Source organism: Blautia sp. AM23-13AC (assembly GCF_003435675.1).
In the GTDB taxonomy this organism is placed as follows: Bacteria; Bacillota; Clostridia; order Lachnospirales; family Lachnospiraceae; genus Fusicatenibacter; species Fusicatenibacter saccharivorans.
In genome coordinates, this window is sequence record NZ_QTUL01000005.1 from 173,962 (window position 1) to 197,963 (window position 24,002).

The following is a 24,002-nucleotide window of genomic DNA, read 5'->3' on the forward strand; positions in this document are numbered from 1 at the left end:
GCGAAAGGGAAGAAAAATCGCGATGGGGTTCGGAAGAAGTTCGACAGGAGAAAACACGATATGGAACTCTGGGATATCTATGATGAAAACAAACAGCCGACCGGCCGCACGATGAAGCGGAATGACTGGCATATGAAGCCGGACGAGTTTCACCTGACGGTGCTCGGCGTAATCGCAAGACCGGACGGAACCTTCCTTATCACAAAACGTGTCATGACGAAAGCCTGGGCACCGGGCTGGTGGGAGGTTTCCGGCGGCGCGGCACAGGCAGGAGAGAGCTCGTTGGAGGCCGTGCGCCGTGAGGTCAGAGAGGAAACCGGACTCGATGTGAGCAAGGCAGACGGCGGCTACCTCTTCACTTACCGGCGTATCAACCCGGATGAGGGAGACAACTACTTTGTCGATGTCTATCGCTTCGTGATGGATGTCAAAGACGAGGATCTTCACCTTCAGGAGGAAGAAACGGACGGCTACCGTTTTGCTACGCTGGACGAAATCAAAGGATACGCCGCAGAAGGCAAATTCCTGCATTACGACAGCATCTGCCAGGCATTTGAACTGTAACAGAAAAATAAGATAAGAAAAACGCGTTCCCGCCGGAAACCACAGGGGTTTCCGAAAACGGGAACGCGTTTTTTCAATTTACAGGATTTTTTCTTGCCGTAGGGCATGCCTGAAAAAGGCTTTTTGTAAGCGTTTGACCGTAAGCGCGCAAGCAGTTCATTGCGGTTAATTGCGATTGAATACTTCGCGGTTGAGCGCCTTTTCCTGATGGCTGACAATCGTTGTGCAGACAGCATCGCCTGTGATGTTGACTGCGGTGCGCAGCATATCGAGAATACGGTCGATACCCATGATAAGAGCGATACCCTCCGTTGGCAGTCCGACGGAATTCAGTACCATAGCCAGGGTGACAAGGCCGACGCTTGGGATACCGGCGGTACCGATGGAAGCCAGTGTTGCGGTAACAACAACCGTTGCGAGGTTTGCCGGGGTCAGATGAATACCGTAAGCCTCTGCGATGAAGATGACAGCGACACCCTGCATAATGGAGGTACCATCCATGTTGATGGTTGCGCCGAGCGGAATGGTGAATGAAGAAATCTGTTTCGAGACACCCATTTTCTTGTTCAGCGTATCAATCGACATCGGGATTGTTGCGTTGGAGGTTGCGGTGGAAAATGCAAATCCCATAACCGGCAGGAATTTTTTCACAAACTTGATCGGATTCAGCCGTGTGAATACGAACAGAAGAACCTGATAAATGACGAAGCACTGCAGTGCCAGCGCCAGTGTTACATTTCCCATGTATTTCAGCATCGGTGCGAACGCAGAAAAGCCGACCGTTGCAAAGGTACGTGCAATCAGACAGAAAACGCCGACCGGGGCCACCTTCATGACCGTCATGGTCATTTCCATCATGACATCGTTAAACTGGCTGATAAAGTTGGAAACGACCGAAGCGCGGTTTCCGAGCTTTGCCAGCATTACGCCGACAAACAGGGCGAATACGATGATGGGAAGCATATCGCCGTTTGCCATGGAACCAATCGGGTTCTTCGGGATGATGTTGAGCAGTGTATCCACCAGGCTGACGCTGGAATCTGCTGCTGTCGAGGACAGGTCGGCTTTCTGAACCGCACTCATGTTAAGTCCGAGCCCCGGGTGAATGAGCAGGGCGGTTCCAAGTGCGATGCAGACGGCAAGTGCTGTGGTAACAAGGTAAAAGCCGATCGTTTTTACGCCGACCTTTCCGAGGGTTTTGCTGTCTCCGATGGACATACTTCCGCAGACGAGGGAGCAGAAGACAAGCGGTACGACAAGCATCTGCATCAGGCGGATAAAGCCCTGTCCGATGACATACAGCACACCTTCTACGATGACGGTGTCCTTGATATAGCTGGACGGGATCCAATAGTGAATCACCACGCCGAGCAGCGCACCGGCCAGCAGGGCAATAAAAATCTGGGTGGAAAGCCCGAGCTTCTTTTTTGACTTTTCCGTTGTTTCTTTTCTGTTTCGGACCATTATTCGATTCCTCCGGTTTCTTCGAGATATTCTTTCAGTGCCGTTTTCCAGTCGAGCGGCTCAGGAATACCGGTCAGACGGAGCATCATGTTGTCCAGAACAGAATAGGTCGGGCGGACATCATCGCGTGCGACAACCGGGTAGAGATCAAGGTCACCGGTTTTTCCGGTATACTCGAGGATGGTTCTTGCAAACTCATAGCGGCTGCAGCTTCCGGGGCAGACAACGTGGTACAGACCATACTCCTCGCTGTCGATAAAGTGGCAGATCACGCGCGCAAGCTCAAAAGCACTGGTCGGAGCCGCATACTGGTTGTTTGGAACCTCCATCGTGCCGCCTTTTGCCGCATTGCGGAGTACTTCATCCACAAAATCGCGGCCGATCCCGTAAATCCAGGAGCTTCGGATGATGACAAAGCGGTTCAAAAGCTGTGTCAGGATTTTCTCTCCGGCCTCTTTTGATTTTCCGTAGATCGTACGCGGATGCACGGTATCAAACTCGTTGTACGGGATGCGGGATTCCTTGTCGAAAACGTCATCCGTTGAGATCTGAATAACCTTTGCGTCGATATCATTGGCGGCAAGCGCTACGTTGCGCACACCGATGGCATTGACACGATAGGCTTCGTCGATGTTTTTTTCACACTCGGCAACGTCGGTCATACCGGCACAGTTGATGATAACGTCGGGACGGTTGACATAAACGAACTGTGTGACTTCATCGATTTTGGTAATATCAACCTCGTGAATATCCGTCGGAAGAAGCTGATATTCCACACCCTCCAGCAGTTCCAGAAGGGCAGTACCGATGTGGCCTTCGGCACCTGTAATCCATATTTTTTTCATAGGTTCTCTCCTGTCCTTGATTTATATACAGAAAAACTGTAATTGTATTTATTTTACCTGCGGACTTTACAGAAGTCAATAAATTATGGAAAGTCTCTGTGCAGAACCGGAAAAAAGTGGTATCATTTCTGTATATGTCTGCGGTGTAAGACTGCATATCTGCTACAAAAGAAGGAGGAGTATTTTTGAAAAAGAACAAATATGAAATCGACATGTGCAACGGCACGATTATGGACAAGCTGATTTCCTTTTCGCTGCCGCTGATGGTGTCCGGCATTCTGCAGCTGATGTTCAACGCTGTGGATATCATCGTCGTCGGACGGTTCAGCGGAAGCCAGGCGCTTGCGGCTGTCGGATCGACAACGGCACTCATCAACGTGTTCATCAACCTGTTTATGGGAATCTCGCTCGGTGCGAATGTGCTTGCGGCGCGGTATTATGCAGCGGGGCGCGACCGGGAGATGTCGGAAACGGTACATACATCGATCATGCTGGCGCTGATCAGCGGCGTTGTGATGGCGTTTGTGGGCGTATTTTTTGCAAAAGGCGCGCTGGAGCTGATGGATACGCCGGCGGATGTCATTGATCAGTCGGCATTGTATATGAGAATTTACTTTATGGGAATGCCGTTTTTCATGCTGTACAACTACGGTGCGGCGATTCTGCGTGCCGTCGGAGACACGAAGCGGCCGCTGTATTTCCTGATTGTATCGGGTGTGATCAACGCTGGTCTGAATATGTTCCTCGTGATCGTGTTCAGCCTCGGCGTGGCAGGTGTGGCGATTGCAACGGTGGTTTCGCAGGCGATCTCCTGCGTGCTGGTTCTGCGGTGCCTCTATAAGAGCGAGGGAAGTTATCAGCTCCGGTTCTCGAAGCTGTGCCTGAAAAAGGATTACATCATCCCGATTTTCCAGGTCGGCATCCCGGCGGGTATTCAGAGTACCGTCATCAACTTCTCGAACGTGCTGCTGCAGTCATCCGTCAATTCCTTCGGTTCGATTGCAATGGCAGGCTACACGGCGGCCAACAATGTGCTGGGATTTTTATACACCTCAGTCAACTCCGTCACCCAGGCGTGCATGAGCTTCACAAGCCAGAACTACGGTGTCGGAAAATACAAACGAATGGATAAGGTGCTGATCGACTGCCTGATTCTCTCCAGCGGCATCGCACTGGTGATGGGTGGCGGCGCGTATCTGTTCGGTACGGAAATCCTGCAGATTTACACCGGGGACCCGGAGGTTATCCGCTGCGGTATGGAAATTCTGTCGATCACGACGGTTCCGTATTTCCTCTGCGGCATCATGGACCTCTTCCCGGGAGCCCTGCGCGGTATGGGATGCTCGGCGGTGCCGATGATTCTGTCCGTCATCGGAACGGTCGGAACGCGAATCGTGTGGATCTTCGGCATTTTCCCGCAGCACCGCTCGCTGTATGTGCTGTTCATTTCGTATCCGGGATCGTGGATCATCACGATTATCCTGCAGGTGATCTGCTATCTGATTGTGCGGAAGAAAGTCTACAGCCGGGCAGCAGCCGTATAAAAAAGAGAAAAAAGACAAAAAGCCAGAAAAACCGCGGATAAATCCATTTTTAGGTGGAATTATCCGCGGTTGTGTGATAAGATGGCCGTATGCGAAGAGGCAGGTAGAAGATACAGGGACACCTGCCTCTTACTCTGTGAAAAAGGAGAGAAGAGAGAACATATGAAAAAGTTTTATGCATGGTATCAGAAGCATATTACAGGTGCGATCTTTACCGGACTGATTCTCGGTATCTTAACCGGACTTCTTCTGGCGGACCGCTTTACGCCGATTCTGACCGTAACCGGCGTCATCGGCGGCATCTACATGAACGCCTTGAATATGATGATTTTCCCGATGGTATTCTGCTCAATTGTCATGGGCATCTGCAGCATCGGAAATGCAAAAACGACAGGTAAGATCACCGGCTACTCGATGATTTTCTTCCTGTGTACCACCGCGATTGCAAGTGCAGTCGGCATTATCATTCCAAGACTGATCCGCCTCGGAAAGGGAGTCCATTTTGAGATGGCAACTTCCGATATCCAGGCGACCGAGATGACCAGCATCCTCGACACGATCAAAAACCTGATCCCGTCCAACCCGGTGAAAGCATTTGCGGAGGGCAACATGCTCCAGGTACTCGTGTTCGCTGTCGTTGTCGGCTTTACGCTGATTGCGGTCGGAGAGAAGGGACAGCCGCTCTTAAACGTGATCGACTCCCTGAATGAGGTCTGCTTAAAAGTCATCAGCACCGTTATGTACTTCACCCCGATCGGTGTCTTCTGTACGATCGTGCCGGTTGTCGAGGCAAACGGAACCAAAACCATCGTTTCCCTGGCAACCCAGCTCATCATTCTGTATGTGGCATTCTATGGATTTGCGATCGTCGTCTACGGCGGCGCTGTAAAACTCATCGGAAAGACGAGTCCGGTCAAGTTCTTTAAGGCGATCATGCCGGCAGCCCTGAATGCATTCGGAACATGTTCCAGTTCCGCGACGATCCCAATCAGCAAGCGCTGTGTCGAGAAAGAACTCGGCGTTTCGAACCAGATCAGCAGTATCGCAATCCCGCTTGGTGCCACTGTCAACATGGATGCGGTATCGATCCTGATGTCGTTTATGATCATGTTCTTCGCAAATGCCTGCGGCATCAACGTCAGCATTTCGATGATGGTGATCATTCTGCTTGCCAACGTCCTGCTTTCTGTCGGAACACCGGGTATCCCGGGCGGCGCGATCGCATCATTCGCAGCACTCGCCACGATGGCAGGTCTTCCGGCCGGCGTCATGGGCGTTTACATCAGCATCAACACACTGTGTGACATGGGTGCCACCTGCGTCAACGTCATCGGCGATATGGCAGGCTGCGTTGTGCTGCAGGAGAAAATCAAACTGGAAGAAAACTAAAAAATGTTACATAGAAAAAGAGGGATTCCTTTCACGGGAGTCCCTCTTTTGCAATGCGTAAAATAAATTAAATATAGTCCGAAACATATGGAATATGGTGGAAGAGCAGGTCATCCAGGCATTCCACAGTCTGCGGCGTTGTTTCGATGCGCGCCATCTCATACAGCTTGGAAGCCGTCTTGTAGCCGAGCAGCAGTGTCGTGAGCGATGCGATCGTCATTTTCATCACATGGTCCGGATCGCGGTCGGTCGGCACACAGTGTCCTTTTTCAAAGAAGAATGTGAAGCTGTCATTGTTCCACGGAAGCAGCTCATCCTCGATCTCAAAACGGATACACACATCCGGCTCGTCCGGGTCGCAGGCGTAATGTTCCATAAACTGCACGACATCGATGATACGCCCCATCGAGTACGGGCGAATCGTTTCTTTGATATCGCTGTCCTCAAGCTCGAACGCGATGGGTTCACTGTAGTAGTTATTTCCTTTGACCTCATCGATCATGGAATCGTGTGCATGAATATACTCCCAGAGTCCCAGCTGCGCCTCACGGTTCAGATAGATCATCTCTTTGATATGCATGATATCGGAGCTGATCAGATAGACCATGTAGCCGTACGGCACATCATCAGCGGAATAGTAGATCGCAACGACGGTATCATCCTCATCCCAGCGGAAATATTCTTCCCACGCCAGATTGTTGCGGTAGAGGCAGCCGTGCGTCTTCGAAGCAAATTTGGTATGTAGTTCCTTAAAATCCTTGTCATCCCATGCCACGCGGCGCACATAGCCAGGGGCTTTGAGTTTCCGCGGCACCTGCGTGTCCTTGATGGTGTACGTCATCTTATTGGAAATGATTTCCCATCCGAGATTCCGGTAGAGCGGAATAGAGTAGGGATAGAGAAGCGCAAAGGAACGGTGGTTTTCCCGCATGCGCGTGAGACTCCGGATCATCAGCTTTTTCATGATGCCCTGGCCGGTGTATTCCGGGTAGGTGCAGACGCTGGTGACAAAACCGACGGGATAGCGGACACCGTAGATATTCATGTCCAGCGGATAAACCGCGAACTGTGATACCAGATCCTCCTCGCAGAAACAGCCGAGCACATCGGCACGGACGAGAACCGGGAATTTGGACTGCTTGATTTCATCGTCTTTCCATCCGCTTTCGGAAAGCTCCTGCTCTGTAACCTGAAAGGCGTAGCGCAGAAGTGCATTGTACTGCTCTGCGTCGTCGATGGTCAGCGGGCGGAAGGTTAAGTTCGAATCTTTCGTTTGAATCATGGATTACTCCCTCATTTTATTGTGAATCAAAGTATAGTGAATCAGATACTTTATTTTTTCGTAAATATTCTATCATAAGAAATGGAATTTGTGCAGTTAAAAATAAAGCCCATTCCGCAAATTTGGTAAAAAGATCAAAATAGTGTTAGAAATCGGATAAAAACTTCAAGAAGCAGACAAAAAAAATAATAAAATGAAAAACATACAGGGACAGTCTGCGCGAAAAAGCAGACATACGATTTCCAGGGTGACTGCGTTGAGATCGACGTGTTCAATCCGGAGACAAGAAAATATGTCTGGGACGTATGCAAGAAGAACTACTACGATTACGGCATCAATGCTTTCTGGCTGGATAACTCCGAGCCGGATTACGGTGTTTACGATTTCGATCATTACCGCTATATTGAAGGACCGGCGCTCTCCTGCAGCAACATCTATCCGCAGTTATACAGCCGTGTCTTCTATGATAAGAAGAAAAAACCGACCGCGTAAAACCGGTCGGTTTTTTTGAATAAATTTCCATTACAGGACGGTTTTTGTACACTTTTTTCTTGACGAAACGGGAAACAATCGTTACACTATTATGTATAACTGTAATTAAAATGGGAAAATGTAGCAAAACGCGGAAGCACACAAAGGGGTAATGAAGTTTTGTGTGTACCGGGGAGAAGAGAGGGAAACAGATGAATCAGACCGAATTGCCGGAATGTGAAAAAATAAATAAGAAAGAGCCTTCTAAGGATGTTCAGATGACACAGAAACAGGCAGAACGTCTGGTGGAACATCTGAAGAATATTTTCATGTATGTGCGGGTTCTCCGTCCGGATGAGATCGGAGATTTTATTATCGATGAAGAGAATGGCAAGCTGTGTGAATGCTACGCAGTATGGAACAAAGCGATGCCGTGCCTTAACTGTATTTCCGAAAAAGCCCTGCGGGAGAAATCGCAGAAATCAAAACTGGAATGCATTGCGTCGAATGTGTATCAGGTCATTGCAAGATACGTGGAGATCGAAGGAGAACCATGCGTGATCGAGATGATCAACCGTCTCGACGATGAAACACTGATGGACTCCGAAGGACGTCAGAATCTGGTAAGCAAGCTGAACAGCTACAGCGAAGAGCTGTATCGTGACGCGCTGACCGGAGTATTCAACCGCCGCTACTTCGAAGACCAGATCCGGGACGCCAGCTTTTGCTGCGGCGTAGCCATGATCGATCTCGATGATTTCAAATTATACAACGATACATACGGCCACAATGCCGGAGATATGGCGCTTGACACCATTGTAAAGACCGTCAACCGCTGCACCCGACGTACCGACCGTCTGATCCGCTTAGGAGGAGACGAATTTCTGCTGGTTCTGCCGGAGATGGATGAGGAAAACTTTGTACAGAAATTAAAACAGATTCAGTCGCAGATCCATGAGGCACAGGTGCCGGGCTACTCGAAGATGCGTCTTTCCGTCAGCGTAGGAGGTGTTCTGACAAGAGATGAGACGATCGGCGAAGCTGCGATGCGTGCCGACCAGCTGATGTATCTTGCGAAACAACGGAAAAACATGGTTGTCACCGAGAAAGACCAGATCCTGGGTTGTCAGGACGATGTTGTCCGTCAGGAAAACCGCAGAGAAAAACAGCGCATCCTGATCGTGGATGATTCCGAGATGAACCGTATCATCCTCTCGGAGATTCTGCAGGATGAATACGATATCATCGAGGCTTCCACCGGCGAAGAGTGCCTGCGTCTGCTGGAAGAATACGGAACAGGCCTTGCGCTGATCCTTCTGGATATCGTCATGCCGGGCATGGACGGTTTCGGAGTGCTTGACTACATGAACCGCAACCACTGGATCGAAGAGGTTCCGGTCATCATGATATCGAGCGAGGATTCCACCACATTTGTGCGCCGTGCGTATGAGCAGGGCGTATCCGATTATATCAGTCGTCCGTTTGATGCAAAAGTTGTTTACCAGCGTGTCTTCAATACGATCAAATTATATGCAAAACAGCGCCGTCTCGTGACGCTCGTCACCGAGCAGATTTACGAAAAAGAGAAAAACAATCAGATGATGATCAGTATCCTGAGCCATATCATGGAATTCCGGAATGGCGAGAGCGGACTTCATGTCCACCACATCAACGTTCTGACCAGTATGCTCCTCGAGCGTCTGGTACAGAAGACAGACCGCTACCACTTAAGCTGGTCCGATCAGCTGATGATCACAACGGCATCCGCGCTGCACGATATAGGAAAGATGGGCATTGACGAAAACATTTTAAATAAGCCGGGAAGGCTGACGAAAGAAGAGTTCGAGGAGATGAAGAAACATACCCTGATCGGAGCGTCCATGCTGAAGAGCCTGGAACTGTATCAGGACGAGAAGCTGGTACAGATTGCGTACCAGATCTGTCGCTGGCATCATGAGCGGTACGACGGAAAGGGTTACCCGGACGGCTTAAAAGGTGAGGAGATCCCGATTGCAGCCCAGGTTGTATCGATTGCCGATGTTTACGATGCGCTGACAAGCGAGCGTGTCTACAAATCGGCATACACGCACGAGAAAGCCATCGAGATGATCCTGAACGGCGAGTGCGGTGCCTTCAGCCCGCTGATGCTCGAGTGTCTGCTCGATATCAAAGATGCCATCTGCGAGGAGCTGAACACCATATCCGAAGAAAAACAGACTTCGATTCAGATTGAAAAGCTGAAAAAGAATCTGAAATCGGGGGGGCAGAGCTGAGTTTTCTGAACTCTGATGAGAAGTTATCCACAGAAGATGCCTGGGAGAACAGGTATCATGCGGATTCGAAAGACGATCTTAAATAAAAATATACCAAAACCCATGGATTTCTGAAAAGATTCCATGGGCTTTTCGCACCTTTGTGCAAATTTTTGTTGTGATTCCGGAGGACAACTGCTATAATAACAGAAAATGTCAAAAAATACGACAAAAATACCGGAAGAGGGCTGTGCGAACAAGTACACACAAGTCTGGAAAGGATAAAAACATGAATCAGTTGGAAGTATTACGAGAGAGCCTCGGACAGTGCGATGAGATTATTCTGGATGCGCTGCTGATGAGAAACCGTATTGTCGAGGACATTATGGTATATAAAGAAGCAAATAACGTGCCGATTCTCCAGCCGGGGCAGGAAGCAAAACAGAAGGAATGGCTGGAACGCCGGATGCAGGAAAAACGCCATAAAAACGAAGTGGCGGATGTTTTCGAGAGCATCACAAGAAACAGTAAAAAGATTCAGGCAAGAAAGCTGTTCAATTATAATATTGTACTGATCGGTTTTATGGGAGCCGGAAAGAGTACCATTTCCGATTATCTCAAAACCGTGTTTGCCATGGATATCATCGAGATGGATCAGATCATCGCAGAGCGTGCCGGTATGAGCATCTCCGATATTTTCGAGACCTACGGCGAACAGTATTTCCGTGACTGCGAGACGAATCTTCTGATCGAAATGCAGTCGAGAACAAACGTTGTCATTTCATGCGGCGGCGGAACTCCGATGCGTGAGTGCAACGTTGTAGAGATGAAAAAGAACGGCCGCGTTGTTCTTCTGACTGCAAAGCCGGAGACGATTTTAGACCGTGTCAAAGACAGCCACGACAGACCGCTGATCGAGAACAACAAAACCGTTCCGTTTATCGCAGATCTGATGAGCAAGCGCCGTGAGAAATATGAGGCCGCAGCCGACATTATCATCGAGACGGACGGAAAGAGCGAGCTGGAGATCTGTGAGGAGCTGATCCACAGCCTGCGGCAGATGGATGCAAAAGCGGAATAAAAGAGAAAAAGCAAAGAAAAAGAAGAAGCAAGAAAAAGCAAGAAAAAGCAAGAAAAAGCAAGAAAAAGAAGAAGGAGAATGCTGTGTGCGACGGCAGCCTCCTTCTTTTCCTTTTGATACCGAATTGTTGCGCACTTAAAAAATACAAAATGTGTAGGAAAAAAGATTGACAAAAAAGATATTTTTCGATATTCTGATAAAAGTTGGGCTAAAATCACGTGAAAAGATTGAAAAAACAAGGTATTATTTCGTGCTATTGTCCGAATAAGAGAAAAAATTCAGGATAATTATATGAAAAACAATGGCCCGTGTGCAGACATAGCCGGATCAGCCGGGGAGGGTCTGCGGAAAACAAAGGAGGAACACCAATGAGAAAAAGAAACAAAGTCGTTTCTCTGCTTTTGGCAGGATGCATGGCAGCCGGTCTTCTGGCCGGATGCGGAAGCAGCGGAGAGGCACAGGTAGCAACTGCTGACAATGCTACAGCGGCATCAACCAGTACTGGAACAGCGGATTCTGCAGCACCGGAGACTGCAGGTGAAGTGGACGGACAGATCAATCTTCGCGCGGTATCCTTTGGAAACAACTTCGATGTACAGGATATGGGATGGCGCTGGATGATGGCAGAGTGCTACGAAGGACTGATGCGTGACGTAGCAGATGAGAACGGAGACCGTTTCGAGTACGCCGGTGCAGAATCCATGGACGTATCCGACGACGGACTGGTTTATACCTTCCATCTGAGAAAGGATGCAAAATGGTCCGACGGACAGCCGGTTACCGCAGCAGATTATGAGTACGGATGGAAACGTCTGTTAAATCCGGAATACGGCTATTCCTATTCTTTCTTCCTGTTCAACGTAGTAGGAGCAGAGGAGTATTATAACGGACAGGGCTCTGCCGATGAGATCGGAATCAAGGCAGTGGACGATTACACCTTCGAGGTTACCTTAAAGGTAGCGGATCCGACCTTCCAGTCCAAGCTGGTAGCAACTCCGCTTTACCCGACCCGTCAGGATGTCGCAGAGGCAGCCGGAGACCAGTGGGGAAAAGACTGGACAAAATGTGTCTACAACGGACCGTTTGCCATGACCAACCTGGTAGAAGATAACTCCATGACATGGGTGAAAAATGACCAGTACTGGGATAAGGACAACGTAAAACTGAATCAGGTAAACTGGTACTGTGTAGCAGAGAACGCAACAGCAGCAACCATGTTCGATAACGGACAGCTGGACGTTTTCGATGCAGCAGGCGATTACATTGCAAAATATGACAAAGAAGTAGAAGCAGGCAATATGCAGACCATGACCACCGAGTACCCGGGAACTATGGTTCTGTGCTACGAGCAGTCTGAGGGCGGAAAATCTGGTCTGATGAAAAACGTAAACATCCGCAAGGCAATTTCCTACTCCATCAACCGTGAGGAGATGGTATCAGCTGTTTACGGAAGATACACCGCAGCTTACGGCTTCGTTTCCCCGGCGATCACGCTCGACGGAACTTCCTACCGCAAGCAGGCGTCGGAGACGATGAAAAAGGAATATGAGCAGTATGCAGGAGATGCAGACAAGTTAAAAGCACTGTTCCAGAAAGGCCTTGATGAGCTTGGTATCACCGACAAACCGGAAGACATCACCATTACACTGCTGTCCCAGGGTTCTGCTACCGAGAATCAGCTCGAGAGAGAGTACCTGCAGCAGTCCATTTCCCAGAATCTGGGCGTAAAGGTAGAGCTGAACACCGTTGGCGATTACCAGATGTTTGCAAACGAGCGCGATAACAAGAACTACGATATCTTTGTAGGCGGATGGTTCAGCGATTACAACGATCCGCTGGATTTCCTGAACGTCATGAAGACAGGCGTTTATGATTCCTACGGCCTCTATAGCAACAGCGAGTACGACAGCCTGATCGATTCTCTGACCGGAGAGAACGACAACGCAAAACGCCTTGAGATTTACCAGAAGCTGGAAGATCTGCTGGTTGCACAGGATTGTGGTGTTGCACCGCTGTACTACTCTGATAAACATTACTATTATCAGAACTGGGTAAAAGATTTCTACACATCCTCCTTCGGCGCAAGCCAGGAGCTTTACAGAGCAACTGTAGAGAAATAAAAAAAGCAGCAAAACAGAAGAAATGAGGGAAGAAGGGCTTATGAAACAATAGGCTCTTCTTTCGCTATCATAATAAAATTCCGGTCGGAAAAGACCGGACAGGGAGAGGATTTTTATGCCAAAATATTTACTGCGCCGTTTTGCAGAAATGCTGATCACACTGTTTCTGATTGCAACGGCCACGTTTTTCCTTCTGGAAGCGGTTCCGGGAGATCCGCTGACGGAGCGTGCGAGCAAGCTCTCGCCGACCGTAAAGGAAAACCTCTATAAGCGCTACGGCCTCGACAAGCCGATGATGGAGCGCTATGTGATCACAATGAAGGGAATCTGCAAGGGAGAGTTCGGGGAATCTGTTGTCTATGCGGGACAGACGGTACAGAAGCTGATTCATGACCGTCTTCCGGTATCCGCCCGCCTTGGTATCCAGCAGGTGCTGGCCGGTATCACGATCGGTCTGCTGCTTGGAATTCTTGCGGCAATGAGGAGGGGAAGCTTCTGGGACTATATGGTGATCGCCCTGTCGGTCCTCTTGATTTCCATTCCGAACCTGATCTTTGGTCTGATGCTTCAGAAAATTTTCGCAGGTAACCTGAAGGTTCTGCCGACGATCGGCTGGCCTGCGGGAAAGGATCTGTGGTTCGGAGGATGGGAATACACGATTCTTCCGACCCTGACAGGATGCTTTTCTTATATCGCAACGTATGCGCGTCTGCTGAAAACCTCGATGCTCGATGTGATCAATCAGGATTACGTGCTGACTGCTGAATCGAAGGGCTTAAGCCGCGGACAGATTATCCGCCGCCATATCCTTCGGAACTCGTTTATCCCGGTTATCACACAGCTTCCGATGTCGGTTGCCATGTGTATCACAGGCTCCTTCTTCATCGAGAGCATCTTTTCCATCCCGGGAATCGGACAGTATTATGTGACGGCGGTCAATAACCAGGATCTTTCCATTATCATGGGAGAGACGGTTATTATCGCAGCACTTTACATCGGTGTTCTCTTTATCACGGACCTGCTGTACGTGGTCGTTGACCCGAGAATCAGTCTGACAGGAAAGAGCAGATAAGGAGGATATTATGGCAGCATTAACACCGGAAAAATTTAAAGTAATAGGATACACCGAGGAAGATGCGAACCGGATTGACCGCCCGACCATTTCCTACTGGCAGGACGCCTGGAGACGGCTCCGCAAAAACCCGATCGCAATGGGATCTCTTGTTGTGCTCGGTATTCTGCTTGTCATGGTCATCATCGGACCGCATATCAAAGGATATGATTATGTATCCATGAATATCGCCGAGAAAAACCAGGGCGTATCGTCAAAATACTGGTTTGGAACCGACAACCTGGGACGTGACCTCTTCTCAAGAGTCTGGGTCGGCGCACGGGCATCACTGATCATCGCGATCGTCGCAACGGCAATCAAACTCATCATTGGAACGGTATATGGCGCGCTGATGGCACATTTCGGCGGCTGGGTCGATGAGGTTCTGATGCGGATCATCGAGGTTATCAACTCGATTCCGTCTCTGCTTCTTACGATTCTGATCATGATGATTCTTGGAAATAACCTGTTTGCACTTCTGGTCGCGCTTAGTGTCACCGCATGGTGTAACACGGCACGTCAGGTGCGCGGTATGATCAAACAGCTCCGTGAGACGGAATACGTTTACGCGGCGGAGGTGCTCGGTGCAAAACCGCTCCGCATCATCTTAAAACACTATGTACCGAATATGCTGGGTATCCTGATTCTGGATACGGCGACGGCAATCCCGATGTTTATTTTTACGGAGGCAGGTCTTAGCTTCCTCGGCATCGGCCTCAAGGCACCATCGATCAGCCTTGGTGTCCTGATTTCGATGGGACAGCAGAACATGGATTTCTATCCGTCACAGCTTCTGTTCCCATGTCTCGTGCTCTGTATCATCGTTATGGCATTCAACCTTCTGGGAGACGGCCTGCGCGATGCCCTGGATCCGAGACTTCGCCAGTAATAAGTGGGAGATAACGATATGAACGAACAAAACAATCCGATTCTGGAAGTAAAAAACTTAAGAGTCTCTTATCACACCTATGCCGGTGAAGTAAAGGCAGTCCGCGGTGTACAGTTTTCTCTCGAGAAAGGTCAGGCGCTCGCAATTGTGGGCGAATCCGGCTGCGGAAAATCTGTAACGGCGAAATCCATCATGGGCCTCATCAAGGCCCCGCAGGGTGAGATTAAAGAGAACAGTGAAATTCTCTATCATGGAGAGAATATTCTGAAATACAACAAAAAACAGTGGCAGCATTACAAAGGCGGCGAGTGTGCAATCATTTTCCAGGATGCGCTGGCTTCCTTAAATCCGACGATGCGTGTCGGAAAACAGATTATGGAAAATCTGATGGGCCACAAAAACATGACAAAACAGGAAGCGGCAAAGGAGGCTGTCGAGATGCTGCGCATGGTCGGCATCCCGGAGCCGGAAAAACGTGTCAGACAGTATCCGCACGAATTTTCCGGCGGTATGCGTCAGCGTGTTATGATCGCGATTGCATTTGCCTGTGATCCGAAAATTCTGATCTGTGACGAGCCGACGACCGCACTCGATGTGACAATTCAGGGACAGATTCTCGATATTATCAAGAATCTGCAGAAGAAAAACCAGACGTCCGTTATCATGATCACACATGATCTTGGTGTTGTGGCGAATATCGCACAGAAGATTGCTGTCATGTATTCCGGTATTATCGTGGAAAGCGGAACGTGTGAGGATATTTTCTATCGTCCGCGTCACCCGTATACCTGGGCGCTGATCCGTTCCGTACCGCGTCTGGATCTGAAAAACAAGCAGGAACTCGCGACAATTCCGGGAACTCCGCCGGATCTTTTAAACCCGCCGGTCGGATGTCCGTTCTGCACGCGGTGCAGCTATTGTATGCCGATCTGTAAGGAAGAGATGCCGGAGGCAACGGAATTCGGCGGCGAGCATAAAGCTGCCTGCTGGCTCCATCACCCGATGGCACCAAAAGTAGAAATGCCAAATCTGGAAGGAGGAGAACTGTAATGGAAAATAACGAAAAAGAAGTGCTTTTTTCCGTTTCCCATCTGAAAAAATATTTTCAGGTCGGAAACCATGCGACCTTAAAGGCCGTGGATGATGTCTCCTTCGAAATTTACAAGGGTGAGACACTTGGAATGGTTGGCGAGTCCGGATGTGGAAAGACAACGTGCGGCCGTACCTGCATCGGCCTGTATGACAAGACCGACGGACAGGTGCTCTACAAGGGAACCGATGTCCATGCGTTAAACGGAAAAGAGCGGTTTGCCTTCAAAAAACAGGTACAGATGGTCTTTCAGGATCCGTATGGATCACTCGACCCACGTATGACCGTTGCCGACATCATCGGCGAGGGCATCGACATTCACCATCTGGCAAAGAATAAGAAAGAGCGCCAGGAGATGATCTACAAATATCTGGAACTGGTCGGACTGAACCGCGAGCATGCGAACCGTTTTGTGCACGAGTTTTCCGGCGGACAGCGCCAGCGAATCGGTATTGCGCGTGCGCTTGCCGTGCAGCCGGAGTTCATCGTTCTCGATGAGCCGATCTCCGCACTCGATGTTTCGATCCAGGCACAGATCGTCAATCTTCTTGTGGATCTGCAGAAAAAGATGGGACTGACCTATCTTTTCGTTGCCCATGATCTGTCGATGGTCAAACATATTTCCGACCGTGTGGCGGTTCTGTATCTGGGAACGCTCGTCGAGCTGACGACATCCGAGGAGCTGTACGCCAACCCGCGCCACCCGTACACACAGGCACTGCTCTCCGCGATTCCGATTCCGGACCCGAAAGTAGAGGCAGAGCGCGACCGCAAAAAAATCCGCCTCGAAGGCGAGGTGCCGAGCCCGATCAACACGAAGCCGGGCTGCAAATTCCAGGGAAGATGCAAGTACGCAAAAGACATCTGCCGACAGCAGATGCCGGAATTAAAAGACGTGGGCAACAATCACTTTGTGGCATGTCATTTCTGTGATGCGTTAGAAGAAAATAAGGAATTGTAAAACATGGAAAAGATAAAGAACATCTGCCGTGATCTCGGCAGAGCATTTACAATCGGCCTGCTCTCCGGCGGCGCTGCGGCAGCTGTGCTGCTGCTGGGAGGATTCCTCTTTGGGGGATTCACGTTCCGCGCTGCCCTTGAGGCGGCGAAAGACGGCTTGCTGCTGATCGCGGCCCTCGGCATGTTCGTGATCGCCGGAATGCTGATGGTAAAAGGCAAAAACCCGGAGAAATTCACGCAGAAGGAAAAATGGCGCGTCCACTTTGCCGTACTCGGATATAAGAGTGTGTTCGCAGTTCTCTGCGTTTCCTGGGTGCTGTGGGCGGCAGCGGCGGATTATCTTTTGTATCGGATGTGAAAATAGTTTCTATAAATAAAAAGAGAATTTTGCAGACTGTAAAAATGAGGTCCGGCAAAATTCTCTTTTTTCGTTTAGTCGTTATTCGTCTTCGAGACGGGAGATAACCATCTCCATGGATTTCTGATATTCTTCATCCGAAGAATTGTAGAACAGCATCAGATCGAGGCAGCTGCTCATTTTCTTCAGTGCTTCCGGGATGGAGTAGTCGATCGTTTTCACATATTCATCCCAGTGCTCCAGCTTCCACGTATCGCGCACGGAGTTGCGGTCGATCATGCGCTGGTGGCAGATCTCCGGTTTTGTGACAACCCAGATCACAACAAGCTTTGCCCCATGGTCAGCGAGCTTTTTGGAGAAGTCTTTCAGGAACTTCTCATCATGCACTTCGCGTGTGAATGGTGCGTTGATCAGCACAATATCGTCATACTCGAGTGCTTCCAGTCCGAAATTGACCGTTACTTCATATTCATAATCGCGGATATTCTCTTCGAAGAAATCAGAACTGCGGTTGATTTCCTGTCCGCCCGCTTTGAAAACGCGGTTCGACAGCGGAATGACCGTGTCCTTGTCGAGATAAACAACGTGTTTCAGCTCCTTGGCGAGCTGTTTTGAAATGTATGTCTTTCCGCACGCCGGCGGCGAGGTTACGAGGATCATCTTTTTCATCGTTTGTATGTCTTCCTTTCCAGTTGAATCAAAAAAAATCACTCCTAGCATTATAGAAAATTTGGGAAAAAATTGCAAGAGAAAAGACGGTTGTGCCAGAGAAAAAATTGTCTTATAATAAAATAAGATTTTTATGCCATCACGGAGAAAATAAATGGAGGAAAGACAATGAGCAGAGCAAATACACGAGTTGTGAAAATCGGCGACCGGGTCATCGGAGGCGGAAATCCGATTCTGATCCAGTCCATGACGAATACCAAAACAGAAGATGTGGAGGCAACCGTAAAGCAGATCCAGGCGCTCACGGAAGCCGGATGTGACATTATCCGATGCGCCGTCCCGACCATGGAGGCAGCCAGGGCGCTGTCCGAGATCAAAAAGCAGATCTCGATTCCGCTTGTAGCAGATATTCATTTTGACTATCGATTGGCGATCGCCGCGATCGAAAACGGAGCCGATAAAATCCGCATCAACCCGGGCAACATCGGCAGCCGCGACCGGATCCAGGCGGTTGTAGATGCAGCAAAAGAACGCCAGATTCCGATCCGCGTCGGCGTCAACAGCGGTTCACTCGAAAAAGAGCTGGTGGAAAAATACAACGGCGTAACGGCAGAGGGCCTGGTGGAGAGCGCGCTCGACAAAGTGCGGATCATTGAGGAGATGGGCTATGACAATCTCGTCATCAGTATCAAATCGTCTGATGTGATGATGTGTGCAAAAGCGCATGAGCTGATCACGAACCAGACGGATCATCCGCTTCATGTCGGCATTACGGAGGCAGGAACGCTGTATTCCGGCAACATCAAATCGGCAGTGGGGCTCGGTATTATTTTATATCAGGGCATCGGAGATACGATCCGTGTTTCCCTGACCGGCGATCCGCTCGAGGAAATCAAATCCGCAAAACGGATCTTAAAGACCCTGGGACTTCGAAAAGGCGGCATTGAGGTCGTATCGTGTCCGACCTGCGGACGGACCCAGATTGATCTGATCGGACTGGCAAACCAGGTGGAAACACTGGTGCAGGGCTACGATCTTGATATCAAGGTTGCCGTCATGGGCTGCGTGGTCAACGGACCGGGCGAGGCAAAAGAGGCGGATCTTGGTGTTGCAGGCGGAAAAGGCGTCGGCATTTTAATTAAAAAAGGTGAAATCGTGAAAAAAGTACCGGAGAGCGAGCTGCTGTCCGTCTTAAAGGACGAGCTGGATCACTGGGGCAAGTAGAAAAGAAAGCAGGAATAGGAATGGAAAAACAGTTTCAGGAAGTATTTCCGGATTTGAGAATCGAAGGGGGCATGGCAGAGCTTCTCGATACCGTGGAGGTTTCGCGGGTATCGATCAATAAGAAAAAAGATCTGCTGCGGATCTATGTGGTCAGCCATCAGTGGATTCACAAAAAATATATTTATCAGCTGGAGCGCCAGATCGAGGAGCAGCTCTTTTCCAACGTGCCGCTGCGCGTGAAGATTATTGAGCGGTTCTATCTGTCGCGCCAGTATACGCCGGAAAACTTTCTGGAGGTGTACCGTCCGAGTATCCTGCTCGAGCTGAAAAACCACAGTGTCTTTCTGAATCATCTGTTTTCGACTGCCGAGATTACCTTCCCGGAGACGAACAAAATGCACCTGGTGCTCGTGGATTCCGTTGTGGCAAAGGAGCGCGAGGAGGAGCTGGTCCACATTCTCGAGAAAATCTTCTGTGAGCGGTGCGGCTTCGACCTGATCGTGGAAACCGAGATGAGAAAGCCGGAGGGCGAGAGCCGCGCCATGAGAAATTCCGAGCTCCGCATCCGGGAGGAAGTGCGCCACGTTCTGGCGCATACCCATTACGGTGAGATGCTCGGCGAAAAAGAGCAGAACCGGATGGAAGAGCAGGCGGAAGCAGCAGGCGAACAGCCAAAAGCAGCCGCAGCAGCCAAGGACGGCGAGGCGAAAAAAGAAAAAGCAGCAGACGGCGGAAGGGGAAAAGGTTTTTCCGGCGGCGGACGCGGTTCCTTCAAAAAAGGCAAGGGCAGTTTCGGCCGGAATGCGGACAATCAGCCGCGCAAATCCTCCAATCCGGATGTGCTGTACGGAAGAGATTTCGAGGATGAGAGCGTGGAGATTCTGAAAATCGGCGATGAGATCGGTGATGTTGTCATCCGAGGAAGAGTCCAGAGTGTGGATATGCGCGAAATCCGGAATGAGCGTACGATTTTCATGTTCACGATCACCGACTTTACAGATACCATCGGCGTCAAGATTTTCGTCCAGAACGCGGAAGTGCCGGAATTAAAGGATGCGATCAAAAAAGGCGCGTTCATTAAAGTAAAAGGAAAAACGACGGTTGATGCATTTGACCACGATCTGACGGTTATGTCTGTCTGGGGCATCAAGAAGATCACCGATTTCCGTACCGGCCGTCAGGATACGAGTCCGGTGAAGCGTGTGGAGCTGCACTGCCATACAAAGATGAGCGATATGGACGGTGTCACCGATGCTGCCCGTCTGGTACAGCGTGCCTACGAGTGGGGCCATCCGGCGATCGCGATCACCGACCACGGCGTGGTGCAGTCCTTCCCGGAGGCAAACCATGCGATCGAGGCGATCGACGGCGCTTACCGGAAAAAATACCAGGCAGAGCACCCGGATGCGACAAAAGATGAGCTGAAAAAAGTTTCGGCTCCGTTCAAGGTCATCTACGGCATGGAGGCTTATCTCGTCGACGACTTGAAAGATATCGTTGTCAACAGCAAAGGACAGGACATCCACGGAAGCTACGTTGTTTTCGATATCGAGACGACGGGATTTTCCCCGGTTGTCAACAAAATCATTGAGATCGGCGCCGTCCGTGTGGAAAACGGAGCGATTGTCGATAAGTTTTCCACCTTCGTCAATCCGAAAGTCCCGATCCCGTTCCGGATTGAGAATCTGACCGGCATCAACGACAACATGGTTCTTGACGCGCCGGACATCGAAACGGTGCTGCCGAAATTCCTGGAGTTCAGTGAGGGAGCCGTTATGGTTGCCCACAATGCTTCGTTCGATATGAGCTTTATCGAGCACAACTGCGTCCTGCAGGGGATCGAGCGGGAATTTACAACGGCGGACACCGTCGCCATGGCGCGTTTCCTGCTGCCGGGCCTGAACCGTTTCAAGCTGGATACCGTTGCGAAGGCGGTCGGCGTATCGTTGGAAAACCATCACCGTGCGGTGGACGATGCCGGCTGTACGGCGGAAATTTTCGTGAAATTCGTAAAAATGCTGGAGGAGCGCAATATTCTGACTCTGGATGATCTGAATGCGCAGGGAAAAGTATCGGAGGAGGCTGTGCGCAAGCTTCCATCGTACCATGCGATCATTCTGGCAAAGAACGAGACGGGACGTGTCAATCTGTACCGCCTCGTGTCGGAATCCCACCTGAAATACTACAACCGCCGGCCGAAGCTGCCAAAGAGCGTCTACCTGAAATACCAGGACGGTCTGATGATCGGATCTGCCTGCGAGGCGGGCGAACTCTACCAGGCAATCCTGCGCGGTGAACCGGATGCGGCGATTGCGCGTCTCGTGGACTTCTACGATTATCTGGAAATCCAGCCGATCGGCAACAACGCGTTCATGATCAAAAAAGAGGACGTTTCTGCCGTAGAGAGCGAGGAGGATTTAAAGGAGATCAACAGGCGCATCGTCAAACTTGGCGAGCAGTTCCATAAGCCTGTTGTGGCAACGTGCGACGTCCACTTCATGGATCCGCAGGACGAGATCTACCGCCGCATCATCATGACCGGAAAAGGTTTTGACGACGCGGATGAGCAGGCACCGCTGTTCCTGCGCACCACCGAGGAGATGCTTGAAGAGTTTTCGTATCTCGGAAGTGAGAAAGCGGAGGAGGTCGTCATCACCAATCCGCGCAAAATCTCCGACCTTGTCGAGAAAATCTCCCCGATCCGTGCCGGAAAATTCCCGCCGGTCATCGAGGATTCCGACAAGACACTGCGGAGAATCTGTTACGACCGCGCGCATGAAATCTACGGCGAGGAGCTGCCGGAGATCGTTTCCGCGCGCCTCGAACGGGAGCTGAACTCCATTATTTCCAACGGATATGCCGTTATGTACATCATCGCACAGAAACTAGTGTGGAAGTCGAACGAGGACGGCTACCTCGTAGGATCGCGTGGTTCCGTCGGTTCCTCGTTCGTTGCGACGATGGCGGGAATCACGGAGGTAAACCCGTTGAGCCCGCATTACTACTGCGAGTCGTGCCATTACAGCGAGTTCGATTCGCCGCGCGTCAAAGAGTACGTCGGCCGTGCCGGATGCGATATGCCGGACGCCGTCTGCCCGAACTGCGGCAAGCCGCTGAAAAAAGCGGGATTTGATATCCCGTTCGAGACGTTCCTTGGATTCAAGGGAAACAAAGAGCCGGATATCGACCTGAACTTTTCCGGTGATTACCAGAGTAAGGCGCACAAATACACAGAGGTTATTTTCGGCGCCGGTCAGACGTTCCGTGCGGGAACCATCGGTACGCTGGCGGATAAAACAGCGTTCGGTTACGTGAAGAACTATTACGAAGAGCGCGGCCAGCACAAACGGAACTGCGAGATCGACCGGATCGTGGAAGGATGCACCGGCATCCGCCGTACCACCGGCCAGCACCCGGGCGGTATCATCGTTCTGCCGTTCGGTGAGGACATCAACTCCTTCACCCCGGTGCAGCATCCGGCGAACGATATGACAACCGACATCATTACGACCCATTTCGATTACCACTCCATTGATGCCAACCTCTTAAAGCTCGACATTCTCGGACACGATGATCCGACCATGATCCGTATGCTCGAGGATATCACGCACCTTGATGCGCAGACGATTCCGCTCGATAACCCGGAGGTCATGTCGCTGTTCAAGAGCACCGAGGCGCTCGGCATCAAGCCGGAGGACATCGGCGGCTGCCCGCTTGGATGCCTTGGCGTGCCGGAGTTCGGTACCGATTTCGTTATCCAGATGCTTCTGGACACGAAGCCGCAGTCGTTCTCTGACCTGATCCGTATCTCCGGTCTGTCGCACGGAACCGACGTATGGCTCGGCAATGCGCAGACATTGATCGAGGAGGGCAAGGCGACGATTTCCACCGCCATCTGTACCCGGGACGATATCATGATCTACCTGATCGACAAGGGACTCGAAAGTGAGCTTTCCTTTACGATCATGGAGAGTGTGCGAAAAGGAAAGGGCTTAAAACCGGAGTGGGAAGAGGAGATGAAGGCCCACGATGTGCCGGACTGGTACATCTGGTCATGTAAAAAGATCAAGTACATGTTCCCGAAAGCCCACGCGGCGGCGTACGTCATGATGGCGTACCGCATCGCTTACTATAAAATTTTCTATCCGCTGGCGTACTATGCGGCGTACTTCTCCATTCGTGCGTCCGCATTCTCCTACGAGCTCATGTGCATGGGACGCGACCGGCTGGAATATTATATGAAAGATTACGAAAAACGGAAAGACACGCTGACTCAGAAGGAGCAGGCAACTGTCAAGGATATGAAGATTGTCCAGGAAATGTACGCCCGCGGCTTCGATTTCGTGCCGGTGGACCTCTATAAGGCACAGGCGCACCGCTTCCAGGTCTACGATGACAAACATCTGATGCCGGCGCTCGACTCGATCGAGGGTCTGGGCGACAAGGCGGCCGACGCCGTTGTCCTTGCGGCACGAAACGGAAAATTCCTCTCGAAAGATGATTTCCGCGACCGCACCAAGGTCAGCAAGACGATTATCGACTTTATGGCGGACCTCGGTGTCTTCGGAGATCTGCCCGAAAGCAACCAGTTTTCGCTGTTCGACTATTAAAAGGAGCGTCCCCTTTCCGTTGCAATCCCGTGCGTCTTGGGGTATAATCAGACGTTGTGGAAAAGAACGAAAACGATTT

At 50.5% G+C, this 24,002-nt stretch carries 17 protein-coding genes and 1 pseudogene; 14 read left to right on the forward strand and 4 right to left on the reverse strand.

The window, feature by feature from the left end; genetic code table 11:
- The first annotated feature begins 60 nt into the window (after positions 1-60).
- The gene (locus tag DW642_RS08220; protein WP_117509862.1) at positions 61-564 is read left to right on the forward strand and encodes an NUDIX hydrolase; all 504 of its coding nucleotides are present in this window, start codon (positions 61-63) and stop codon (positions 562-564) included.
- 165 nt (positions 565-729) lie between these two features.
- Here DW642_RS08220 and DW642_RS08225 read toward each other — a convergent pair whose 3' ends face one another.
- Both DW642_RS08225 and rfbD read right to left on the reverse strand, forming a co-directional pair.
- Entirely contained in the window at positions 730-2,028 is a 1,299-nt protein-coding gene (locus DW642_RS08225; protein ID WP_117509863.1) for a dicarboxylate/amino acid:cation symporter, read from the reverse strand.
- Positions 2,028-2,873, reverse strand: a complete 846-nt coding sequence (gene rfbD / locus DW642_RS08230; protein ID WP_117509864.1) for a dTDP-4-dehydrorhamnose reductase — start codon at positions 2,871-2,873, stop codon at positions 2,028-2,030. The genes DW642_RS08225 and rfbD overlap by 1 nt, the downstream gene beginning before the upstream one ends.
- 212 nt (positions 2,874-3,085) lie before the next feature.
- On the opposite strand from rfbD, the gene DW642_RS08235 reads away from it, so the two are divergent.
- Together DW642_RS08235 and DW642_RS08240 are read left to right on the forward strand one after the other, a co-directional pair.
- Positions 3,086-4,417: an MATE family efflux transporter gene (locus DW642_RS08235; protein ID WP_117509898.1), complete on the forward strand. Its 1,332-nt coding sequence runs from the start codon at positions 3,086-3,088 to the stop codon at positions 4,415-4,417.
- 162 nt (positions 4,418-4,579) lie between these two features.
- The gene (locus DW642_RS08240) at positions 4,580-5,806 is read left to right on the forward strand and encodes a dicarboxylate/amino acid:cation symporter (protein WP_055219933.1); all 1,227 of its coding nucleotides are present in this window, start codon (positions 4,580-4,582) and stop codon (positions 5,804-5,806) included.
- 67 nt (positions 5,807-5,873) lie between these two features.
- On the opposite strand, the gene DW642_RS08245 is transcribed toward DW642_RS08240, so the two are convergent.
- Positions 5,874-7,088: a GNAT family N-acetyltransferase gene (locus tag DW642_RS08245; protein WP_117509865.1), complete on the reverse strand. Its 1,215-nt coding sequence runs from the start codon at positions 7,086-7,088 to the stop codon at positions 5,874-5,876.
- Positions 7,089-7,328: 240 nt separating this feature from the next.
- On the opposite strand from DW642_RS08245, the pseudogene DW642_RS08250 reads away from it, so the two are divergent.
- The 9 genes and pseudogenes from DW642_RS08250 to DW642_RS08290 all read left to right on the forward strand — a co-directional run.
- Positions 7,329-7,580, forward strand: a pseudogene (locus DW642_RS08250) (TIM-barrel domain-containing protein); the annotation flags it as partial.
- Between the two features lie 257 nt (positions 7,581-7,837).
- Complete coding sequence (locus DW642_RS08255) at positions 7,838-9,832, forward strand: diguanylate cyclase (protein WP_117509899.1); 1,995 nt, start codon at positions 7,838-7,840, stop codon at positions 9,830-9,832.
- A 268-nt stretch (positions 9,833-10,100) separates the two neighbouring features.
- On the forward strand, positions 10,101-10,892 hold the full coding sequence (locus tag DW642_RS08260; RefSeq protein WP_117509867.1) for a shikimate kinase: 792 nt from the start codon (positions 10,101-10,103) through the stop codon (positions 10,890-10,892).
- A gap of 368 nt (positions 10,893-11,260) precedes the next feature.
- Complete coding sequence (locus DW642_RS08265; protein ID WP_117509868.1) at positions 11,261-13,012, forward strand: peptide ABC transporter substrate-binding protein; 1,752 nt, start codon at positions 11,261-11,263, stop codon at positions 13,010-13,012.
- A gap of 115 nt (positions 13,013-13,127) precedes the next feature.
- A complete protein-coding gene (locus tag DW642_RS08270; protein WP_117509869.1) occupies positions 13,128-14,084 on the forward strand; it encodes an ABC transporter permease in 957 nt (318 codons plus the stop codon).
- Positions 14,085-14,094: 10 nt separating this feature from the next.
- On the forward strand, positions 14,095-15,012 hold the full coding sequence (locus DW642_RS08275; RefSeq protein ID WP_022462668.1) for an ABC transporter permease: 918 nt from the start codon (positions 14,095-14,097) through the stop codon (positions 15,010-15,012).
- 18 nt (positions 15,013-15,030) lie between these two features.
- Positions 15,031-16,062: an ABC transporter ATP-binding protein gene (locus DW642_RS08280; protein ID WP_022462667.1), complete on the forward strand. Its 1,032-nt coding sequence runs from the start codon at positions 15,031-15,033 to the stop codon at positions 16,060-16,062.
- Positions 16,062-17,063 carry an ABC transporter ATP-binding protein gene (locus DW642_RS08285; RefSeq protein ID WP_022462666.1) on the forward strand — a complete coding sequence of 334 codons (1,002 nt, stop codon included), beginning with the start codon at positions 16,062-16,064 and terminating at the stop codon, positions 17,061-17,063. Before DW642_RS08280 ends, DW642_RS08285 begins: the two co-directional genes overlap by 1 nt.
- 3 nt (positions 17,064-17,066) lie before the next feature.
- Positions 17,067-17,420, forward strand: a complete 354-nt coding sequence (locus DW642_RS08290; RefSeq protein ID WP_117509870.1) for a hypothetical protein — start codon at positions 17,067-17,069, stop codon at positions 17,418-17,420.
- Positions 17,421-17,501: 81 nt separating this feature from the next.
- Here DW642_RS08290 and DW642_RS08295 read toward each other — a convergent pair whose 3' ends face one another.
- Entirely contained in the window at positions 17,502-18,089 is a 588-nt protein-coding gene (locus tag DW642_RS08295) for an AAA family ATPase (protein WP_117509871.1), read from the reverse strand.
- Positions 18,090-18,257: 168 nt separating this feature from the next.
- On the opposite strand from DW642_RS08295, the gene ispG reads away from it, so the two are divergent.
- Together ispG and DW642_RS08305 are read left to right on the forward strand one after the other, a co-directional pair.
- Positions 18,258-19,313 (forward strand): flavodoxin-dependent (E)-4-hydroxy-3-methylbut-2-enyl-diphosphate synthase, encoded by a 1,056-nt coding sequence (ispG, locus tag DW642_RS08300; RefSeq protein ID WP_117509872.1) that lies wholly within the window; start codon positions 18,258-18,260, stop codon positions 19,311-19,313.
- Positions 19,314-19,333: 20 nt separating this feature from the next.
- A complete protein-coding gene (locus DW642_RS08305) occupies positions 19,334-23,923 on the forward strand; it encodes a PolC-type DNA polymerase III (RefSeq protein WP_117509873.1) in 4,590 nt (1,529 codons plus the stop codon).
- Positions 23,924-24,002 lie beyond the last annotated feature (79 nt).

What these genes read in the sequence shown, in the direction of transcription:
- DW642_RS08220 (WP_117509862.1), top strand. Translation starts at nt 61, where the DNA reads ATGGAACTCTGGGATATCTATGATGAAAACAAACAGCCGACCGGCCGC.
- DW642_RS08225 (WP_117509863.1), bottom strand. Translation starts at nt 2,028, where the DNA reads ATGGTCCGAAACAGAAAAGAAACAACGGAAAAGTCAAAAAAGAAGCTC.
- rfbD (WP_117509864.1), bottom strand. Translation starts at nt 2,873, where the DNA reads ATGAAAAAAATATGGATTACAGGTGCCGAAGGCCACATCGGTACTGCC.
- DW642_RS08235 (WP_117509898.1), top strand. Translation starts at nt 3,086, where the DNA reads ATGTGCAACGGCACGATTATGGACAAGCTGATTTCCTTTTCGCTGCCG.
- DW642_RS08240 (WP_055219933.1), top strand. Translation starts at nt 4,580, where the DNA reads ATGAAAAAGTTTTATGCATGGTATCAGAAGCATATTACAGGTGCGATC.
- DW642_RS08245 (WP_117509865.1), bottom strand. Translation starts at nt 7,088, where the DNA reads ATGATTCAAACGAAAGATTCGAACTTAACCTTCCGCCCGCTGACCATC.
- DW642_RS08255 (WP_117509899.1), top strand. Translation starts at nt 7,838, where the DNA reads ATGACACAGAAACAGGCAGAACGTCTGGTGGAACATCTGAAGAATATT.
- DW642_RS08260 (WP_117509867.1), top strand. Translation starts at nt 10,101, where the DNA reads ATGAATCAGTTGGAAGTATTACGAGAGAGCCTCGGACAGTGCGATGAG.
- DW642_RS08265 (WP_117509868.1), top strand. Translation starts at nt 11,261, where the DNA reads ATGAGAAAAAGAAACAAAGTCGTTTCTCTGCTTTTGGCAGGATGCATG.
- DW642_RS08270 (WP_117509869.1), top strand. Translation starts at nt 13,128, where the DNA reads ATGCCAAAATATTTACTGCGCCGTTTTGCAGAAATGCTGATCACACTG.
- DW642_RS08275 (WP_022462668.1), top strand. Translation starts at nt 14,095, where the DNA reads ATGGCAGCATTAACACCGGAAAAATTTAAAGTAATAGGATACACCGAG.
- DW642_RS08280 (WP_022462667.1), top strand. Translation starts at nt 15,031, where the DNA reads ATGAACGAACAAAACAATCCGATTCTGGAAGTAAAAAACTTAAGAGTC.
- DW642_RS08285 (WP_022462666.1), top strand. Translation starts at nt 16,062, where the DNA reads ATGGAAAATAACGAAAAAGAAGTGCTTTTTTCCGTTTCCCATCTGAAA.
- DW642_RS08290 (WP_117509870.1), top strand. Translation starts at nt 17,067, where the DNA reads ATGGAAAAGATAAAGAACATCTGCCGTGATCTCGGCAGAGCATTTACA.
- DW642_RS08295 (WP_117509871.1), bottom strand. Translation starts at nt 18,089, where the DNA reads ATGAAAAAGATGATCCTCGTAACCTCGCCGCCGGCGTGCGGAAAGACA.
- ispG (WP_117509872.1), top strand. Translation starts at nt 18,258, where the DNA reads ATGAGCAGAGCAAATACACGAGTTGTGAAAATCGGCGACCGGGTCATC.
- DW642_RS08305 (WP_117509873.1), top strand. Translation starts at nt 19,334, where the DNA reads ATGGAAAAACAGTTTCAGGAAGTATTTCCGGATTTGAGAATCGAAGGG.